Raw genomic sequence first — 18,335 nt, forward strand, 5'->3', positions numbered from 1 at the left:
AAAGCTATTTCTTTTTTTACTCAGTTTCGATCCTTAATTTTCCGAGAGCAAAAATTACTATTTTTATAGAAGGCTTAATCATACTATCTATAGATGAATGAACCCCCTCTTAATTGAGAATAGGCCTTAATAAATGAAAATTACTAGATAGATATCAAAAACACCGCAAATACAGTGCTTAGGTTGTCAACTTTTCACAAATTCAAGCAAGGATTCTTATAGATAAAAATTAAAATAAGTATTAATTAGTTTTAGATTATCCTTGACAAAATAATTAAATTTATATAATAATAAATGTTGAATTGTAATAATTATTATTTGCATAAGTTTGGATTATTTGTCCAAACTAGTAATAAATTATTCATATTAGGAGGAATTTTATTATGTCAATTATCGGAAAAGAAGTTTCACCATTTACAGCTCAAGCATTTCATAACGGTGAATTTATTGAAGTAACAGAAGAAAACTTAAAAGGTAAATGGAGTATTTTCTGCTTCTATCCAGCTGATTTTACTTTCGTATGCCCAACTGAATTAGAAGATTTACAAAATGAATATGCTACATTGAAAGATCTTGGAGTAGAAGTTTACTCTGTTTCAACAGACACGCATTTCACTCACAAAGCATGGCATGATCATTCAGATGCAATCGGCAAAATCGAGTACATCATGATTGGTGACCCAACACAAAGAATTTCTCGTGATTTTGACATTCTTAACGAGGAAGCTGGTCTTGCAGATCGTGGAACTTTCCTTATCGATCCAGATGGTAAAATTCAAGCGGTTGAAATCAACGCAGACGGTATCGGCCGTGATGCAAGCACACTAGTAAACAAAATCAAAGCTGCACAATATGTTCGCAACAATCCAGGTGAAGTTTGCCCAGCTAAATGGCAAGAAGGCAGCACTACACTTAAGCCAAGCCTAGACCTTGTTGGCAAAATTTAAGGGAGTGGCTCTGTATGTTACTAGATAATGAAATTAAAGGGCAACTGAATCAATATCTGCAAATGATGGAAGGCGATGTTGTTCTTAAGGTTAGCACGGGATCGGATGAAGTATCCCGTGACATGCTAGCCCTAGTTGATGAACTAGCTACTATGTCATCTCATATCAAAGTAGAAACTGCTGAATTAGAAAGAACACCAAGTTTTAGTGTAAATCGTGTTGGCGAAGATACTGGAATTACTTTTGCTGGTATCCCTCTAGGACACGAATTCACTTCTTTAGTATTAGCTTTACTTCAAGTAAGTGGTAGAGCTCCTAAAGTCGATCAAAAAGTAATCGATCAAATTAAAGCAATCAAAGGTGAATTCCACTTTGAATCTTACATTAGCTTAACTTGCCATAACTGTCCGGATGTAGTACAAGCGTTGAATGTGATGAGTCTTATAAACCCTGGTATCACACATACAATGATTGATGGGGCAGCTTTTAAGGAAGAAGTAGAAAGCAAAGATATCATGGCAGTTCCTACTGTTTTCCTTAATGGGGAATCATTTGGCAGCGGTCGTATGTCATTAGAAGAAATTTTAGCAAAAATGGGCAGCGCTGCTGATGCTTCTGAATTTGCTGATAAAGATCCATTTGATGTATTAGTAGTTGGCGGTGGTCCGGCTGGTGCAAGTGCTGCAATCTACGCTGCACGTAAAGGAATCCGCACTGGTATCGTTGCAGAACGCTTCGGTGGCCAAATCATGGATACGTTAGCTATTGAAAACTTCATTAGTGTGAAGCAAACAGAAGGTCCAAAGCTTGCAGCAAGTCTGGAAGAGCATGTAAAAGAATATAACATTGACGTTATGAACCTTCAACGTGCTAAACGTTTAGAGAAAAAAGACTTAATAGAAATCGAGTTAGAAAATGGTGCTGTTCTGAAAAGTAAGTCTGTTATTCTATCAACTGGTGCTCGCTGGCGCAATGTTGGCGTACCGGGAGAAGCAGAATTTAAGAACAAAGGTGTAGCATATTGTCCTCACTGTGATGGTCCATTATTTACTGGAAAAGACGTTGCTGTAATCGGCGGCGGTAACTCAGGAATTGAAGCTGCTATCGACTTAGCAGGAATTGTGAAACACGTAACAGTTCTTGAATTTATGTCGGAATTAAAAGCAGACTCTGTTTTACAAGAGCGCTTAAACAGCCTACCAAATGTTACAGTTCTGAAAAATGTTCAAACAAAAGAAATAACTGGTACTGATAAAGTTAACGGTATTACTTATGTTGAACGCGAAACTGGCGAAGAAAAACATATCGAGCTTGCAGGTGTGTTTGTCCAAATTGGTCTAGTTCCTAATACAGACTGGTTAGAAGGTACAGTGGAGCGTAACAGAATGGGTGAAATTCTTGTTGATAAGCATGGCGCTACAAGTCTGCCAGGTGTATTTGCAGCTGGAGATTGTACAGACAGCGCTTATAAGCAAATCATTATTTCCATGGGTTCTGGTGCAACTGCTTCATTAGGTGCATTTGATTATCTGATCCGTAATTAATAGATTTTGAGAAAGAGCTTCCCTTTTGCGGAGGCTCTTTTTTTGTTATGTTGAGGGTATGCAGAGGTGAAGTGATGCTGTTTGGTAGATATTTTGGACTTTGGCTGATTTCCTCTCCGCTTTGGCTGATTCTTCCTCCGCTTTGGCTGATTTCCCCTCCGCTTTGGCTGATTCCTCCTCCGCTTTGGCTGATTCCTCTCCGCTTTGGCTGATTCCTCCTCCGCTTTGGCTGATTTCCCCTCCGCTTTGGCTGATTTCCCCTCCGCTTTGGCTGATTTCCTCTCCGCTTTGGCTGATTCCTCCTCCGCTTTGGCTGATTTCTCCCCCACTTTGGCTGATTTCCTCTCCGCTTTGGCTGATTCTTCCTCCGCTTTGGCTGATTTCCTCTCCGCTTTGGCTGATTCTTCCTCCGCTTTGGCTGATTTCCTCTCCGCTTTGGCTGATTCCTCTCCGCTTTGGCTGATTTCCTCTCCGCTCTGGCTGATTCCTCCTCTACTTTGGCTGATATACCACAATTACGGACTATATCTCCCTCATCTGCTGCCATTCCACTATACCTCATAGGCCAAATAAGCTCCCTATCGCTTTTACCAATAAAAAAGAGGTCTGTCCACAAAAAGGACAGACCTCAACCACCACTCCACATTATTTTAACTCCAACTCCATCCACTCATCCGTTTCCTTAAAGCCGAACTTCTTATAAACAGGTCTGCCAAGCTTTGAAGCACCTAACCACATTTTCTTAATACCTAAGTTTTTAGCTTCCTCCACTAATTTTGTTAGTAGAGTGGTAGCTATTCCTTTTCCGCGATGAGCATTCTTTGTATACATATTGGTTACATATGCTTTTTTTCCACTCTTATTGGTATAGGTAGGGGGAAATTCATATATTACGATAGCTCCTGTTGCAATTATTTCATTCTTCTCCATTACTAGCCATTGGATAAGGGAACCCTCTGCTAATTTCCTTTGAAAGAAATCTTCCAGCTCGTCATTAATATCTTTATCTGCTGAAACTCCCTCATCTATTAACTGATTTTTTCTTAGCTCTATTAGCATATTAATATCCTTAATAGTTGCTTTACGATAATCCATCCTATTCCCTCTTCCTAAATATTATTGTTATTTTCTCTGATAACTTATTTTTTCAAGCCAAATAGCGTAGTTACACTAAGCCCTAACCCAAATGTAATAATACATAAGATTATACTAGTGGCTCCCGAAACCATACCAGGAAAAACAACAAAAAGAGAACCGATAATTAATCCAATAATGATTGCATATGTGATATGCGGGAAATGTGAAAGAGCATATTTAATCCCTTTGCTACTCCCGATAAATCCAATTATTGCTCCAAGTCCAAGTACGATAATCACTGGGATATTCCATGTTGACAAGGCATTAATTGCTGTTGAATAAACTCCAAGTAACAGTAAAATAAACGATCCACTAATCCCGGGAAGCAGCATAGCCATGCTGGCTAACCAACCAGATAAAAACAATCCCAGAACCGACCATACAGTTAAGGAAGTAATCGGCTCTATTGATTTAACAGGATGCATGAATGCCATGGATGCGATAATAATAGCAGCAATTGTTAAAATAATATAATGTCCAGAACCAAAATTCTTTTTCGGCCGAGCCTCTTTTAACATAAGTGGAATTACACCGATAATTAAACCAATAAAGAAAAATTGTGTTGGCTCATGATAATTTTCCAGTAAAAATTCTATTAATCTACTTAGTAATAAAAGGGCAGCACCCATCCCAACTGCTAATGGTATTAAAAAGCCGAGTTGTTTCTTCCAGTTCCTACTAAAGAAACCGCTAATTGCATCGAGCAAACGGTCATAGATGCCCAAAATGACGGCAATTGTTCCCCCGCTCACTCCCGGTATTAAATCACTTATCCCCATAATAAATCCTCTATATAAGTTTTTCCATTCCACTAATTTTTCATTTCCTTTCTATTCTTCTAATTACATATTTTTTAAAGATTGATAGTATTTTCCTAACTCTATCATACCATAATTCTGAATCTTCCTTCCTTTTTCAAAATAAAAGATCTTCAATTTAAAACCAGTCTAAATATACTAAACCTTTCAATAATTATCCAACAATAACTTTACAAATATATCTTTTAGTAGGTATAATAATTTTTATAGTTTTGAATGTTCAATAGATAGATAATATTCAGAATTAATGATTATAAACAGGGGGAATACTTCATGAAACGAAAAAATTGGTTATTACTTCTTATGTTTGCATTTGTGCTAAGTGTATTAGCTGCATGCTCTGGCGATAAAACCGACGTTTCTACCGACTCAAAAGATAAGGACGGTAAATCAGACGAAAAAGTCCTTAACTTTATAAATCCAGAGGCAATTCCGTCAATGGATCCAGCTTTAGCTACAGATGAATCTTCATTTGTTTATCTTGGTGCAACAATGGAAGGGCTTTACCGTTTAGATAAAGATACACAGCCATCACCAGGTATTGCAACTGATCACAAAGTTAGTGATGATGGGTTAACTTGGACGTTTACATTAAGACAAGATGCAAAATGGTCAAATGGTGACCCAGTTACAGCAAATGACTTTGTGTATGCATGGCAACGCGCTGTTAATCCAGACACTAAATCGGAATATGGTCCTTATATGATGAATGGTGTCATTAAAAATGCTGCTGCTATCAGTTCTGGGGAACTAGCTGTTGATCAATTAGGGGTGAAGGCGGACGGTGATTATACACTTGTTGTAGAATTAGAAAACCCAACACCTTATTTTGAGACATTAACTACTTTTGGCACCTTCTTACCATTAAACCAAAAGTTTGTGGAAGAAAAAGGAGATAAATTTGCAACAAGTTCAGAAAACTTATTAGCAAACGGGCCTTATAGCATTACTGACTGGGATAGTACAGGTAATTCATGGGTACTTGCAAAAAATAATAGTTATTGGGATGCAAGCACTGTTAAAATGGATAAATTGACATTTGAAGTAGTAAAAGACCCACAAACAGCTCTAAGCTTATATGAAAAAGGAACAGTTGATCGAATGGATCTTACATCTGATTTAGTTGACCAATATTCAACTGATGAGAATTATGTTGTTTCAGCAGACACGTTTTTATATTTCCTTAAATTTAACCAAACAAAATCAGAAGCCTTGGCTAACAAAAACATTCGTTTAGCGCTTAGCCGCGCCTTTGACAAAGATGCTTTAGTTAATGAAATCTTAAATAACGGTTCTATCGTAGCGAACGGACTTGTCCCAGCTGACTTTACTCCAATGCCAGAAACTGGTGAGGACTTCCGTAAAGTTAGTGGAGATCTTGTTACTTATGATTTACAAGCAGCTAAAGACTACTGGGCAAAAGGCTTAAAAGAATTAGGTACAGATAAAGTTTCTCTAGAGTTTTTAGCAGATGATGATGCAACAACCAAAACTTTAGTTGAATATGTGGCTAATCAGTTATCTACAAACTTAGAAGGCTTGAATATTAAAATTAAACAAGTTCCAAAAAAGCAACGACTTGATTTAGATACTAGCATGGATTATGAGCTGCAACTTTCTAGATGGGGCCCTGACTTCCTTGACCCATTCACATACTTGAACCTGTGGATTACCGATGGAGGAAACAATAAAACAGGCTATTCTAATAAAGAATATGATCAATTAGTTGGCGATACAGCAACTAAACTTGCAACTGATAATGTTGCTCGTTATGATAACTTCTTAAAAGCTGAAAAGCTATTATTCGAAGATGCTCCAATTGCACCTGTTTATCAAGCATCAAGAGCACAATTAATTTCACCAAAAGTAAAGAATGTGTTTGTAAACCCATTCGGAGCAACTTATGAATATAAGTGGGCAGATGTAGGAGAATAAGAATTAACTTAAAAAGCGGGAGTATACCTATTTTGGTAACTCCCGCCTTTTAGTTTCTACCCATTAAGCTTCCTTCATTATGCGGATAAATTCTTCATACATACTTGCCTTTAATATTTTATGAACACTTGTGTGGTCCTCAATAAATTTACCGAGGACATCATACATTTCCTGCAAATCCTCTTGACTGTTCTTTTTTACACATAATAAAAAGATAATCTGAACTGAGTTATTATTCCAATCAATCGGCTTTTCTAGGGTGCATACACAGACAAATGTTTTTTCTGTTTGCGGGGTAATCGGATGCGGGATAGCAACCAAATTCCCATAAGCGGTTGGTGCTACCTTTTCTCTTTCATATACCGCATCTAAAAATGGTTTTCCCACTAACCCTTTCTCCATTAGCTGTGTATGTAAAAAGGTTAAAACTTCCTCTTGGGAATGGAATATTTTCTTTAAAAAAATGAGATCTTGGCGAAAAAAGGACTCGATTGGCTGATGACTACTTTGAGTTAGAATAAATTTTTCAATGGCCTTTAAATCACTTTCCTTCAATATTGCATTTACCTCAATGACTGGAATGTCAAAGCTCTCCTTAAAGGGGATAGAGCTAACGATAAAGTCCACTTCATTTAAATTATATTGATCGAGCATATAATATTCTGTTGTCCCAACCACATCTAAATTACTGCCAAAATAAGATTTGAGACGATAATAAATTAACTGAGCGGTTCCAAGCCCAGAAGCACATACAACTAAGCAGCGTTTTGGACCTGAACGTAATTTGGTTCTTTCCATTGCTGCTCCAATATGAAGCGCCAAATAACCAACTTCATTTTCATCCATTTCGATTCCTGTGTATTCTTTAATGGCCATTCCTGCAATAATTCCCGCTTCATAGGCAAGTGGATAGTTATTTTTAATTTCTTGCAACATAGGGTTTCTTATATTCATGCCGTATTTAATGCGGTTAACTGCAGGCTTTAAATGCATACTCATTCCAAAGATAAGTTCTTCATCCTTTTCAATGCCTAAATCTAATTTTTCTTCTATTTTGGACAAAACAAAATGAACCAGCTGAAGAATATCATCCTCAATTACATGATCAATATGGCCCTTTTTCTGAGTAACTAGCTTTGTTCCAAGTAAATGCATAGCAATATAGGCAATCTCCGCCTGCGGAAACTTAATTTGGTATAGATCTTCTACTTCCTTCACAATTTCATTTGCTACATGATATTCCCTTTGTTGTTCAATTTCATCCATATCGGCGTGAAATATTGCCACATAATGACCACTAACAATCCGCTTTTGGGCGATTACAATATGAATCAATAAATTATTAATAGCGATATCCGATAAAGTAATTTGATACTTTTTTATTTGTCTTAAAATAATTTCTTGGATATTATCCATTTTCTCTTCATTAAAAATAGAAGGATGAGGACTATCTATTGTACTGATTGTTTGTTTTTTACGATCAAGTACATACTCTGATAAACAAAATCGCACTTTAATTTCATCCCCAACTGCTTTAAGTCCATAATTCGGTCGTGCTTCTAATATAATGTCATACTTTTGAAGGATTTCTTTCACATGCTTAATGTCTTGTTGAATAGTAGACTTACTGACAAACAGTTCATCTGCGAGATCATCTAATTTAAAGTATTGATCATTTAATAAAAACCGGATAATAATATAAGTTACTCTGTCCTCTGGCGTTTTAGGAATACCAGTATGAGAAAGTGAGTTTTCTACAAATATAGAATGTAAATACTGCTGAAATACTGCTTTATCCCAAATCTCTAACGTATAACCTTTTGAGATAACGGAAATTATTTTTGCTCCATGATTATTTAATATAGCATCTAGATTTTTAATATCTTCTCGCGTTGTTCGCGCAGTCACATGATTAACAGTAGCTAAATATTCACCTGTTACCGGTGTATCCGCTACCAATAATTCACTTAATACTTGTTTCATTCGGGAGCTTAACAAAATAAAGTCTCCTTCCATTCGTTTTTTACAATTTTACCCATATGCATTTTTACTCAAAAAGGTTCTGATCTTAACTCTTGATCAGAACCTATCTTGATATCTAGAAAGATTATATCAGAAACATTCACTGTTGTTCCTAAAATCCATTATTGGCTGCTACATTTTTAAACCAGTAAGCACTTTTCTTTGGTGTTCTGGTTTGTGTTTTTAAATCTACTGAAATAAAACCGTAGCGATTTTTATAGGCATTGGACCAAGACCAATTATCCATGAATGTCCATAGATGATATCCCTTAACATTACAGCCCTCTTCAATAGACCTATACAGCCATTGTAAATGTCCTTCAATAAACTTAATACGATAATCATCTTGAATTTGACCATCTTTCAAGAAACGCTCTTCATCTTGAACTCCCATGCCATTTTCAGAAATAAAGGATTCCACATTCCCATAGTTTTCCTTTAAATTCATCATGATATCGTAAATACCTTTTTCGTAAATTTCCCAGCCGCGATAAGGATTCATTTTTCTGCCTGGCATCTCATAGGAGTCAAAGAACCATTCTGGCATAAAAGGGCTATACGGATTTGGTAAATGCTCTTTCGCCTTCACTCGGCGGGGTTGATAGTAGTTGACTCCAAGAACATCGACTGTATTTTCTTTAATTAGTTCTAAATCTCCTTGCTCACTATTTGGTAGTTGTCCATGTTCACGTAATATTTCTACTAATTCCTCTGGATATTCACCAAGTACAGCAGGATCTAAGAAACTTCTATTAAAGAATAAATCACAAATATTCGCTGCTTTCATATCATACGGATTCTGGCTTCTTGGGTAGGATGGCGTTAAATTTAACACAATCCCTATTTTTGTATCTTTGTCTTGATTCCATCCTCGAAAAGCTTGAACAGCTTTCGCATGTGCTAAAACTGTATGATAGGCTACTTGTGCAGCCTTCTTAAAATCTACGATATTCGGATAATGGAAATCATATAAATATCCACCTTCGACCGGAACAATCGGTTCATTGAACGTAAACCATTTTTTCACACGATCACCGAATAGCTGGAAGGATTGTAAAGCATAGGCTTGGTATGCATCCACAACTTCGCGATTTTCCCAACCACCGATTTTCTGCATTTCTAGCGGCATATCAAAATGATACAGGGTAACGAATGGTTCGATTCCATTAGCTAATAGCTCATCAATTACATTATTGTAAAAAGTTACAGCTTCTGGGTTCACTTCTCCCCGTCCGTTTGGAATTAATCTAGACCAAGAAATAGATAAGCGGAAAGAATTATGCCCAATTTCCTTCATCAATTGAATATCTTCTTTATATTGATAATAGAAATTAGAAGTAGTTTCTGGCCCTACATTGTCAAAAAAGCGATTTGGTTCTGCCTCATACCAATGGTCCCAAATGTTTTTTCCTTTTCCTGCTTCATTCGCTGCTCCTTCTATCTGTGTTGCAGATGTGGCGCTTCCCCACCAAAAACCTTTAGGAAATTTGTATTGAACAGTCATTTTAAGAAACCTCCAAAATTATTTATTACGATAAATCTCAATTATTTCAGTAGCCAAATCACGAACAGTAATAGCTGTCATCAAATGATCTTGAGAATGAACTAAAATCACATTCACGCTCGCACCATTTCCGCTCGCTTCCTCTTGGAGTAGTTTCGTTTGAAAACCATGCGCTTTACCAAGTTCAGTACTTGATTCTTCTAGTAATCGATCCGCTTCTTCAAAGTTTCCTTCTTTTGCTTCTTGTATTGCTTCCATTGCACATGAACGGCCATTTCCAGCAAAAAGAATTATTTGAAAAGCTATTTCTGTCATTTTGTTATCTGTTTCCATCCCTGTCACTCCATTTCTAAAACTAAAGGGGGTTTACACTTAAGGTTAACTAAGGTAAATCCCCTTCCTCTTAATGTAAAACTTATTTCTATCTTGCTGACTGCTTATCCTTTTTTCTCTGTTTCATAATAATTTTTGTCTAGAACTTTTAGGAATGGCCACCAAATCACCATCACAACAAGTAAGTTAAAGATTTGCAGTGCTGCCCCTCTCCAATCATTACCGGTTGCTAAGAACCCACTAATACCAATCGGTGTTGTCCACGGAACAATGATTCCTGCTGGTTTCGGAACGATCCCTGCTGACATTGTCAGATACGTAATGATTGTTACTACTACTGGCGCTAATAACCACGGAATAAGAACTAATGGGTTCATAATGATTGGTAAACCAAAGATAATTGGTTCATTTACGTTGAAAATTCCAGCTGGTCCACCTAGTTTTCCAAGTTCTTTTGTTTGTCTGCTCTTACCGATTAAGAAGATAAGAATAACAACCCCCAATGTCATCCCAGTACCACCCATACCTACTAGGAACGTATCCATAAATTGTTTTGTGATAACGTTTGGAAGCTCTGTTCCTGCTTGGAAAGCAGTAAAGTTTTGGTCATTCAATGCATACCAGATTGGGTCAAGGACAGAGTTCATAATAATTTGTCCGTGTAAACCGAAGAACCAGAATAATTGAATTAATAATACCACCACGATTGTTGCTGGAAGACTACTACCTAGAGCAGTTAATGGCTCTTGGATAATCGTATAAATAAAGTTTTGTACTGTTTCAAATGGTGTAAAGCTGAAAAGAATACGAATGATTAAAAAGAATGTTAATGTTAATGTAATAGGAATCAATGCACTAAAGGATCTAGATACAGAGTCTGGTACACCTGGCGGCATTTTAATCGTCCAATTTTTCTTCACAAAGAAGCGATATAGCTCTGCGGAAATAAATGCTGTGAAAATCCCCAAGAACATACCTTGTGCGCCAAGAATAACTGTTGGGATAACCCCAGTCACTTCCCCTAATTCTTGTGGGTTTAAAATAAGGAATGATGCAACCCCTACAACAGCTCCATAAATGGCTTCAAGACCATAATGCTGTGTCAGCTTATATCCAATTCCCATTATGACAAAGAGTCCCATAATACTTAGCGTTGCTGCGGATGCTGGACCTAATGCATTTTGATAAGCTGCATAAGCATCTTCGCTTATCATCTTATCTAGGAAAGGAAAGTTTGCAATTACAACAAAAATTGATCCAAAAATGATTAGCGGCAAGGCAACCATAAATCCATCACGTAATGCTGCTAAATAACGATTGTTGTTCAATTTCTCAGCAATTGGCAACAGAATATTTTCCAAAACCTCCATAAACTTATTCATAAGGTTTATCCTCTCTTCCTTCTTTTAGTAAATGCTTTCATTTGGAAATAAACGATTACTTGTTATTCTCGATTAATTCTAACGCTTTGTTTAAAACAGCTAATCCATCAATTCGTCCATAAGCAACTGGATCAATAACATCTAACGGAATTCCAACCGCTTCTGCTTGAGTAGCTAGTTTCTTTTTTAAGAAGCGCATTTGCGGACCAATTAAAAGAACATCTGCACGTTCCATATCTGTCTGTGCTTTATCTTGCGCAACAGCCCAAATTTCTGCTTCAATGCCTTTTTCCTTTGCAGCATCTTTCATTTTAGAAACTAATAGACTAGTAGACATTCCTGAAGAACAAGCTAATAAAATTCTTTTCATTTTAATGACCTCCGAGTAATTTATTTTAAGTAAATTATTTATAATGATTACTACGCTTTTATCTTACAATGAAAACTCTTACAACTTAACATATTGTTTTTCCGTCTAAAGGGGGAAATGAAATGTTAGCACTTTCATTTTTACTTCCGCATATATAAGAGCATATTATGTGCTAGAAGTGAAATAGAAAAACCCAGGAGCTAAAATTTTCCTGGGTTTTTACCATTATTCGTTTTCCTGATAGCGGAAATATTTAAAGTCTGCTGGTATATTTTGACCACTTGTATCTTGACATTGCATTCCAACAAATGCTCCGGTAAAGAAGCCGCCGCCGCGAATATAATCATCAGATAGTTTTTTTGATTCAAATACTATATCTAGTTTATTCCACTCTTCTTTATCAAATGAGTAAGAGTAGTAGTAATATTCATTTTCGACTGTGACTCTTAAGTAAATATATTCTGTTTCGGTTGGAACAATTATTTTCTCCTTCAATGGTTGAGAGAAAGAAAAGTTGTCATTAACCGTTAAATCAAGGATGCGTCCAAGATTTTCATCATAGGTCACTTGCAATGCTGTCCAATTTTCAGTGTTGTAGTAATTTACTAAACCTGCAGCCTGCTGAATATTCTCGGGCGTAAAGGCTACGGCTGTTTCCGCTTCAAATTGAAGGCTTTGCCAGCGTCTAGCAACAAAAGATTGTGTAAAGGTTGATGTTAATGATTCTTGGCCAAATAAGCGTAAATGATGAGGTCTTTCTGATAAAGAACCTAATTGTTCTGTAAAAGGAATACGCAATGTTTGGAAATTGATATTAAGATTATCTTGCTCAAATTCATCGACAACTGGATAAGTTGGAGGGAATTTTGTTTCCGGAATCTTTGGAGCTTCTACTTCCAAGCTCCCCTCTTTTCCGCCAACTACATATGGCCAGCCATCTCTCCACTCCAGCTTCTGAATCGCTGTTTCCCTTCCTAAAGGACAATATCCCCTTTGTTGAATAATAGAATCATCATCTGGATGAATAGGACGTCCAGTTAAATGAGCTAAATACCATTCATCTGTATGGGTGTGGACAATAGAAGCATGCCCACATTTTTGCAATGGATTTCTAGGATTATGCCAGGAAGTTAAAAGTGGGTTATGCGGATGTACCTCATAAGGCCCTTCTATATTTTTGGAACGTGCAATTGTTGCAGCATGCTCATATTTCGTTCCGCCTTCTGCTGTTAATAAATAATAGTAATCGCCAATATGATAAAGATGAGGTGCTTCTGTTAATTTGATATCTGTGCCCTTGAAAATTATTTGCGGCTTGTTAATTAATTTTTTCTGTTTTGTAGAGTATTCCTGCATAACAATTCCGCCGAAGGAATGACGGTCAATGCGCTGGTCCCACAGCATATTTAATAAATATTTCTTGCCATCCACGTCATGAAACAAGGAAGCATCAAAACCAGAACTATTTAATTTAATCGGCTCTCCCCAATCCCCATCTACCGTTTCGGAAGTAACCAAATAGTTGTGACAATCTTTCCAAGCTCCATCCACTACTTTTACATCCGTGTAAATAAGCCAAAACTTCCCGTCGCTATAACTTAAGCAAGGAGCCCAAACACCGCCAGAGTTAGGATTTCCTTTCATATCTAGTTGGGAAACTCTTTGTAATGGATGTGCAACTAATTCCCAGTTGACCAAATCCTTTGAATGATGTATTTGTACTCCTGGAAACCACTCAAAGGTAGATACTGCGATATAGTAGTCTTCATCGACTCTGCAAATGCTTGGGTCTGGATTAAATCCTTTCAGTACAGGGTTGATAATTTTCATTTAAAAAATCCTCCTTATGAATAACGATTTAAATAGACTAATATTTTTCTAATAATAGATTGCTATCTATAAAATTTCCTGAAGCTAATAATTGAAAAAGCAACTTCAAATGTTAGTTAGTTTGTTATATAAACTAAGTTAACCACGTTTTGAAAGCGCTTGTCAATCATTTCGCAAAATTTATATCATTTTTCTATACATTTAGAAAAAACATAAGAATAGCGACGCTTCTATGCATTTCCTCCAAAAGAAAAACTTCCATCTCATGATGAAAGTTTCTTAAAAATAAATGTATCTGATTTTATATTAATCGCTCGAAAAAAATTTTTTCTCTTATAAGTTGAATGGCTTAACAATCTATTTTCGATTAATGATGAATAGGTCTTTTTTCAGACAATTGCAATGTTTCTGCTGTTAATGTATGAACGTCATGCAATAGCTGAGGATTTTCTTTTAGGGATAATCCATACGACGGGATCATTTCCTTTAATTTTGGCTGCCATTCTGGCATTTTTTCTGTAAAACATTTCTGGATTACTTTCAGCATAACGTGAACAGCAGTAGAAGCACCAGGTGAAGCACCAAGTAATGCTGCTATAGAACCATCTGCCGCACTTACAACCTCTGTTCCAAATTGAAGGGTCCCTTTCCCGCCAGCTTCTGTATCCTTTATCACTTGCACACGCTGCCCAGCTACCACAAGATCCCAATCTTCCGCTTTGGCATTCGGGATAAATTCACGTAATTCTTCTATTCGCTTTTCTTTTGAAAGCATAAGCTGCTGGATTAAATAACTTGTTAAGGACATATTTTTTGCACCAGCTGCCAGCATTGTTAACAAATTATCTGGCTTAACAGATGTAATTAAGTCAAACATGGAGCCTGTCTTCAAGAACTTAGGCGAAAAACCAGCAAACGGGCCAAAAAGCAATGATTTCTGATTATCAATGAATCGTGTATCTAAATGGGGAACAGACATGGGTGGCGCTCCAACCTTTGCTTTCCCATAAACCTTTGCATGATGTTTTTCAACTATTTCTTGATTTTTGCAGACTAAAAATATACCACTAACTGGGAATCCACCCATATGTTTTCCTTCGGGGATACCAGATTTCTGCAATAAATGTAAACTGCCGCCGCCACCGCCAATAAAGACGAATTTAGCAGCATGTCTTTCGACTGTACCACTATTTAGATTTTGTACCTTTGCTTCCCATAAGCCATCATTCGTTCGTTTTAAATCATTTACACTGTGCTTGTAGTTAATTTCTACACCTTTTTTCAATAAATCAGCAAACAGCAAACGGGTTAAGGCACCGAAATTCACATCTGTTCCAGAATCAATCTTTGTCGCGGCTATCGGTTCTTTTAATTCACGATTTTGCATAATGAGGGGTATCCATTCATTTAGTTTTTCGGGATCCTTTGAGAATTCCATTCCGTTAAATAGCGGATTACTTACCATTGCCTCAAAACGTTTCTGTAAAAAAGCTACATTTTTTTCCCCAAGAACTAAACTCATATGTGGCAATGGTCTAATAAAGTCTTGTGGATTATGTAATACTTGATTATTTACAAGATGAGACCAAAATTGCAAGGAAACTTGAAACTGTTCGTTAATTTCTATCGCTTTACTTATGTCTACAGAGCCATCTGGTTTTTCTACCGTGTAGTTCAATTCGCATAGTGCCGCATGACCTGTTCCTGCGTTATTCCATTCATTCGAGCTTTCCTCACCTGCACTAGCTAATTTTTCAAACACTGTAATTTTCAAATTTGGGTCTAATTCTTTTAAAAGCGTTCCTAGAGTTGCACTCATAATCCCGGCACCAATTAAAATAACGTCTGTTTTCGTCTCTCGTCTGCTCATTTTAACCTTCCTTATACTTTTATTTTCAGAAAGAATGTAAGCGTTCCCTTTTTGATGCATTAAAGTAAACAAGGAATTATTAAAGCTATCATCTTTTCTGGATCAAGCATCACCTTGTTACAGCCCAACTTATTTTCAAAAAATTTTAAATAGTTACCTATAATTATACGCTAATTATTCATTTTTTTAAAGCCAGAATTTTCCCAAAAAGAAAGCCTTATCCTTGTTAGAAATTAGGATAAGGCATTGATATGCTATTTATCAGTGAAATATGACTGTCTGAGAAAAACCTCTTATTTAAAATGCAGGAATTGCTGTTTCGTCATATTTTTCTTCTAAAAATTTACGGACCTCTGGGCTAGTCATTGCTTCTGCAAGCTTTTGAATAGGTTCCCAATCTGCATTATCTTTACGAGCAACTAATGTAATCGCAAAATCATTTTCTACCCCTTCTACTAACAAGGCATCACTTTTTGGTGTTAAGCCAAGTGGAGATGCATAAGCAGGTGTCATCACGACTAGATCAGCATCATCATACATTCTTGCCAGCATTAATAAGTCAACTTCCTCAAACTTATAGTTTTTCGGATTTTCGATAATATCCGCTTTGGTGTAATAAGGGCCTGTTTTCTCTTTTAACTTAATGACATCATGTTGAGCCAATAATGCCAAAGAACGGTCTATATTGGATACATCATTAGCAATGGCGATTACAGCACCTTCTGGCACATCATCCATAGAATCATATTGTTTTGAATAAACACCATAATTTGCAAAATAGATAGCTTTTACTGGCACTAATTCAGCGTTATTACTTCGGTTGAACTCTTCCATATAAGGAACATGCTGGAAGAAGTTTGCATCCACTTCCCCTGCCGCAAGTGCCGTATTCGGCTGTACATTATCACTTAATACTTTAACATCAAGGTTAATACCTTCCTCTGCTAGTGTTGGTTTTACTAGATCAAGAATTTCCGTCATTGGCGGTATTAAAGACGCAACCTTTAGTGTTACTTCTTCTTTTTCCTTAGTATTTGTTTGCTTTTTTTCTGTTTCTGCCTTTTCTTTCCCGCAAGCTGCTAACAGAAATAGGCCAATTATCATTATAAATAATATTTTTTTCATTTTCTTATCTCCTATCATTTACCTTTTATCAATTACTTTTGCTATTGCTGTACCAGTAAATTGTATAGCCTGTACTAATATGACCATAATAATAATCATATAAATCATTAAATCAGTTTTAAATTGTTGATATCCATAACGAATCGCAAAATCTCCAATACCGCCGCCGCCAACAACTCCCATAATGGTTGAATAAGAAATAAAGCTGATAATCGAGGTTGTTAGTCCTAAAACAAGTCCAGAACGAGCTTCTACGTAAAGAAATTTGAAGATAACTTCTCTGACAGATGCCCCCATTGAAATGGCTGCTTCGATTACGCCTTTTGGCACTTCTAGTAATGATTGCTCCACTAAACGAGCATAATGAGCGATGGCAATAATCGATAATGGGACTGTTGCAGCTGCTGTACCCATAGCCGTTCCAATGATGATTCTCGTAAATGGAATAAGAAAGACTACTAATAATAAAAATGGAAAAGAACGAATAATATTTACTATTAAGTTCAGTGTAGAAAAAATAATTTGATTTTCGAGCATCTTTCCTTTTCTACTCAAGAAAAGCAATGTCCCGACTGGCAGTCCGATGATAATCGCTGCTAGAATAGACATTCCTACCATTACAAATGTCTCCCCAATAGATTGCCAAATTTCCAATCGATATTGAATTAATATCTCAGGCATAATCTATTTCACCATCCTTTTTCAGCTGTTCTACTAACCTTTTGGAGGTGTTATTTATTTGCTGAATTCCTTTTGGCTCAATTGCAACAGTATCATAAATTTCTCCATCTTCCAAAACCGTCACTCGACTACAGATACTTTTTATTACTTCCATCTCATGACTGACGATTACAATCGTTACACCTAGACGCTTATTAACATCCTCTAGAACATGCAAGATTTCCCCTGTCGTTTTTGGATCAAGGGATGAGGTTGGTTCATCACATAATAATACTTGCGGATTATTAGCAATTGCGCGTGCTATCGCTACACGCTGCTTCTGACCTCCGCTTAATTGTGCAGGATATTTACCCATAAAGCTTTCCAATCCAACAAATCGGAGACACTCTATTACTCGATTTCGTCTATCTTTTCTTGAATAGTTAGCCAATTCTAAAGACACTAGCACATTATCATAAACGGTCTTATTTGCAACAAGATTAAAGTGTTGAAATATCATCCCAATTGATTGGCGGGCTTGTCGAAGTTCTTTATAGTTAAGACTGGTCAGCTCACGGCCGTCCACTAGCACTTTTCCTGTTTCGGGAACTTCTAATAAATTCATTAGCCGCAGCAACGTGGATTTACCAGCACCACTCGCCCCAATAATACCGAAAATTTCTCCTTTATGTATCGCTAAAGAAATAGACTTAATGACTTCATCATCCGCAAAACGTTTACTAACATTACGCAATTGAATCATTACATAACCCCCCTTTTTCATTTGCAGGGCACTTACAGCCTTCTCATTATAGCGAAATATAAAGGAGATGTCATTCTGAATGCCCAAAGCGGGAT

16 protein-coding genes are annotated in these 18,335 nt (G+C 36.6%); 3 read left to right on the top strand and 13 right to left on the bottom strand.

Features of this window, described 5'->3' with window-relative positions:
- Nucleotides 1-383: 383 nt before the first annotated feature.
- Nucleotides 384-947 (top strand): alkyl hydroperoxide reductase subunit C, encoded by a 564-nt coding sequence (ahpC, locus tag C2I06_RS17940; protein ID WP_095329375.1) that lies wholly within the window; start codon nt 384-386, stop codon nt 945-947.
- A 14-nt stretch (nt 948-961) separates the two neighbouring features.
- Complete coding sequence (gene ahpF / locus C2I06_RS17945; protein ID WP_095329374.1) at nt 962-2,491, top strand: alkyl hydroperoxide reductase subunit F; 1,530 nt, start codon at nt 962-964, stop codon at nt 2,489-2,491.
- Here ahpF and C2I06_RS17950 read toward each other — a convergent pair.
- From C2I06_RS17950 to C2I06_RS17960, 3 genes are all read right to left on the bottom strand, one after another.
- A complete protein-coding gene (locus tag C2I06_RS17950) occupies nt 2,488-3,006 on the bottom strand; it encodes a hypothetical protein (protein ID WP_123258574.1) in 519 nt (172 codons plus the stop codon). The genes ahpF and C2I06_RS17950 overlap by 4 nt on opposite strands.
- A gap of 130 nt (nt 3,007-3,136) precedes the next feature.
- Nucleotides 3,137-3,586: a GNAT family N-acetyltransferase gene (locus tag C2I06_RS17955; RefSeq protein ID WP_095329369.1), complete on the bottom strand. Its 450-nt coding sequence runs from the start codon at nt 3,584-3,586 to the stop codon at nt 3,137-3,139.
- A gap of 44 nt (nt 3,587-3,630) precedes the next feature.
- Nucleotides 3,631-4,440 carry a DUF368 domain-containing protein gene (locus C2I06_RS17960; RefSeq protein ID WP_095329368.1) on the bottom strand — a complete coding sequence of 270 codons (810 nt, stop codon included), beginning with the start codon at nt 4,438-4,440 and terminating at the stop codon, nt 3,631-3,633.
- Between the two features lie 279 nt (nt 4,441-4,719).
- On the opposite strand from C2I06_RS17960, the gene C2I06_RS17965 reads away from it, so the two are divergent.
- Nucleotides 4,720-6,381 (top strand): peptide ABC transporter substrate-binding protein, encoded by a 1,662-nt coding sequence (locus C2I06_RS17965; protein ID WP_123258575.1) that lies wholly within the window; start codon nt 4,720-4,722, stop codon nt 6,379-6,381.
- 63 nt (nt 6,382-6,444) lie between these two features.
- Here C2I06_RS17965 and C2I06_RS17970 read toward each other — a convergent pair whose 3' ends face one another.
- From C2I06_RS17970 to C2I06_RS18015, 10 genes are all read right to left on the bottom strand, one after another.
- Nucleotides 6,445-8,379 (bottom strand): BglG family transcription antiterminator, encoded by a 1,935-nt coding sequence (locus C2I06_RS17970; RefSeq protein ID WP_123258576.1) that lies wholly within the window; start codon nt 8,377-8,379, stop codon nt 6,445-6,447.
- A gap of 136 nt (nt 8,380-8,515) precedes the next feature.
- The gene (locus tag C2I06_RS17975) at nt 8,516-9,907 is read right to left on the bottom strand and encodes a glycoside hydrolase family 1 protein (protein ID WP_123258577.1); all 1,392 of its coding nucleotides are present in this window, start codon (nt 9,905-9,907) and stop codon (nt 8,516-8,518) included.
- Nucleotides 9,908-9,925: 18 nt separating this feature from the next.
- Nucleotides 9,926-10,240 carry a PTS sugar transporter subunit IIA gene (locus tag C2I06_RS17980; RefSeq protein ID WP_206427978.1) on the bottom strand — a complete coding sequence of 105 codons (315 nt, stop codon included), beginning with the start codon at nt 10,238-10,240 and terminating at the stop codon, nt 9,926-9,928.
- A gap of 104 nt (nt 10,241-10,344) precedes the next feature.
- The gene (gene celB / locus C2I06_RS17985; protein WP_047940956.1) at nt 10,345-11,622 is read right to left on the bottom strand and encodes a PTS cellobiose transporter subunit IIC; all 1,278 of its coding nucleotides are present in this window, start codon (nt 11,620-11,622) and stop codon (nt 10,345-10,347) included.
- 55 nt (nt 11,623-11,677) lie between these two features.
- Nucleotides 11,678-11,992, bottom strand: coding sequence for a PTS sugar transporter subunit IIB (locus C2I06_RS17990; protein ID WP_095329364.1), 315 nt, complete (start codon nt 11,990-11,992; stop codon nt 11,678-11,680).
- Between the two features lie 225 nt (nt 11,993-12,217).
- On the bottom strand, nt 12,218-13,822 hold the full coding sequence (gene xynB, locus C2I06_RS17995; protein ID WP_095329363.1) for a xylan 1,4-beta-xylosidase: 1,605 nt from the start codon (nt 13,820-13,822) through the stop codon (nt 12,218-12,220).
- A gap of 367 nt (nt 13,823-14,189) precedes the next feature.
- Complete coding sequence (locus C2I06_RS18000) at nt 14,190-15,752, bottom strand: malate:quinone oxidoreductase (RefSeq protein ID WP_095329362.1); 1,563 nt, start codon at nt 15,750-15,752, stop codon at nt 14,190-14,192.
- Nucleotides 15,753-15,989: 237 nt separating this feature from the next.
- Nucleotides 15,990-16,817 (bottom strand): MetQ/NlpA family ABC transporter substrate-binding protein, encoded by an 828-nt coding sequence (locus C2I06_RS18005; protein WP_123258578.1) that lies wholly within the window; start codon nt 16,815-16,817, stop codon nt 15,990-15,992.
- Nucleotides 16,818-16,835: 18 nt separating this feature from the next.
- The gene (locus tag C2I06_RS18010) at nt 16,836-17,498 is read right to left on the bottom strand and encodes a methionine ABC transporter permease (protein ID WP_095329360.1); all 663 of its coding nucleotides are present in this window, start codon (nt 17,496-17,498) and stop codon (nt 16,836-16,838) included.
- A complete protein-coding gene (locus C2I06_RS18015) occupies nt 17,491-18,240 on the bottom strand; it encodes a methionine ABC transporter ATP-binding protein (protein ID WP_123258579.1) in 750 nt (249 codons plus the stop codon). The genes C2I06_RS18010 and C2I06_RS18015 overlap by 8 nt, the downstream gene beginning before the upstream one ends.
- Nucleotides 18,241-18,335: the final 95 nt, after the last annotated feature.

Source organism: Niallia circulans, from assembly GCF_003726095.1.
Classification (GTDB): Bacteria; Bacillota; Bacilli; order Bacillales; family Cytobacillaceae; genus Niallia; species Niallia circulans_A.

What these genes read in the sequence shown, in the direction of transcription:
- ahpC (WP_095329375.1), top strand. Translation starts at nt 384, where the DNA reads ATGTCAATTATCGGAAAAGAAGTTTCACCATTTACAGCTCAAGCATTT.
- ahpF (WP_095329374.1), top strand. Translation starts at nt 962, where the DNA reads ATGTTACTAGATAATGAAATTAAAGGGCAACTGAATCAATATCTGCAA.
- C2I06_RS17955 (WP_095329369.1), bottom strand. Translation starts at nt 3,586, where the DNA reads ATGGATTATCGTAAAGCAACTATTAAGGATATTAATATGCTAATAGAG.
- C2I06_RS17965 (WP_123258575.1), top strand. Translation starts at nt 4,720, where the DNA reads ATGAAACGAAAAAATTGGTTATTACTTCTTATGTTTGCATTTGTGCTA.
- C2I06_RS17975 (WP_123258577.1), bottom strand. Translation starts at nt 9,907, where the DNA reads ATGACTGTTCAATACAAATTTCCTAAAGGTTTTTGGTGGGGAAGCGCC.
- C2I06_RS17980 (WP_206427978.1), bottom strand. Translation starts at nt 10,240, where the DNA reads ATGGAAACAGATAACAAAATGACAGAAATAGCTTTTCAAATAATTCTT.
- celB (WP_047940956.1), bottom strand. Translation starts at nt 11,622, where the DNA reads ATGAATAAGTTTATGGAGGTTTTGGAAAATATTCTGTTGCCAATTGCT.
- C2I06_RS17990 (WP_095329364.1), bottom strand. Translation starts at nt 11,992, where the DNA reads ATGAAAAGAATTTTATTAGCTTGTTCTTCAGGAATGTCTACTAGTCTA.
- xynB (WP_095329363.1), bottom strand. Translation starts at nt 13,822, where the DNA reads ATGAAAATTATCAACCCTGTACTGAAAGGATTTAATCCAGACCCAAGC.
- C2I06_RS18000 (WP_095329362.1), bottom strand. Translation starts at nt 15,752, where the DNA reads ATGCATCAAAAAGGGAACGCTTACATTCTTTCTGAAAATAAAAGTATA.
- C2I06_RS18005 (WP_123258578.1), bottom strand. Translation starts at nt 16,817, where the DNA reads ATGAAAAAAATATTATTTATAATGATAATTGGCCTATTTCTGTTAGCA.
- C2I06_RS18010 (WP_095329360.1), bottom strand. Translation starts at nt 17,498, where the DNA reads ATGCCTGAGATATTAATTCAATATCGATTGGAAATTTGGCAATCTATT.
- C2I06_RS18015 (WP_123258579.1), bottom strand. Translation starts at nt 18,240, where the DNA reads ATGATTCAATTGCGTAATGTTAGTAAACGTTTTGCGGATGATGAAGTC.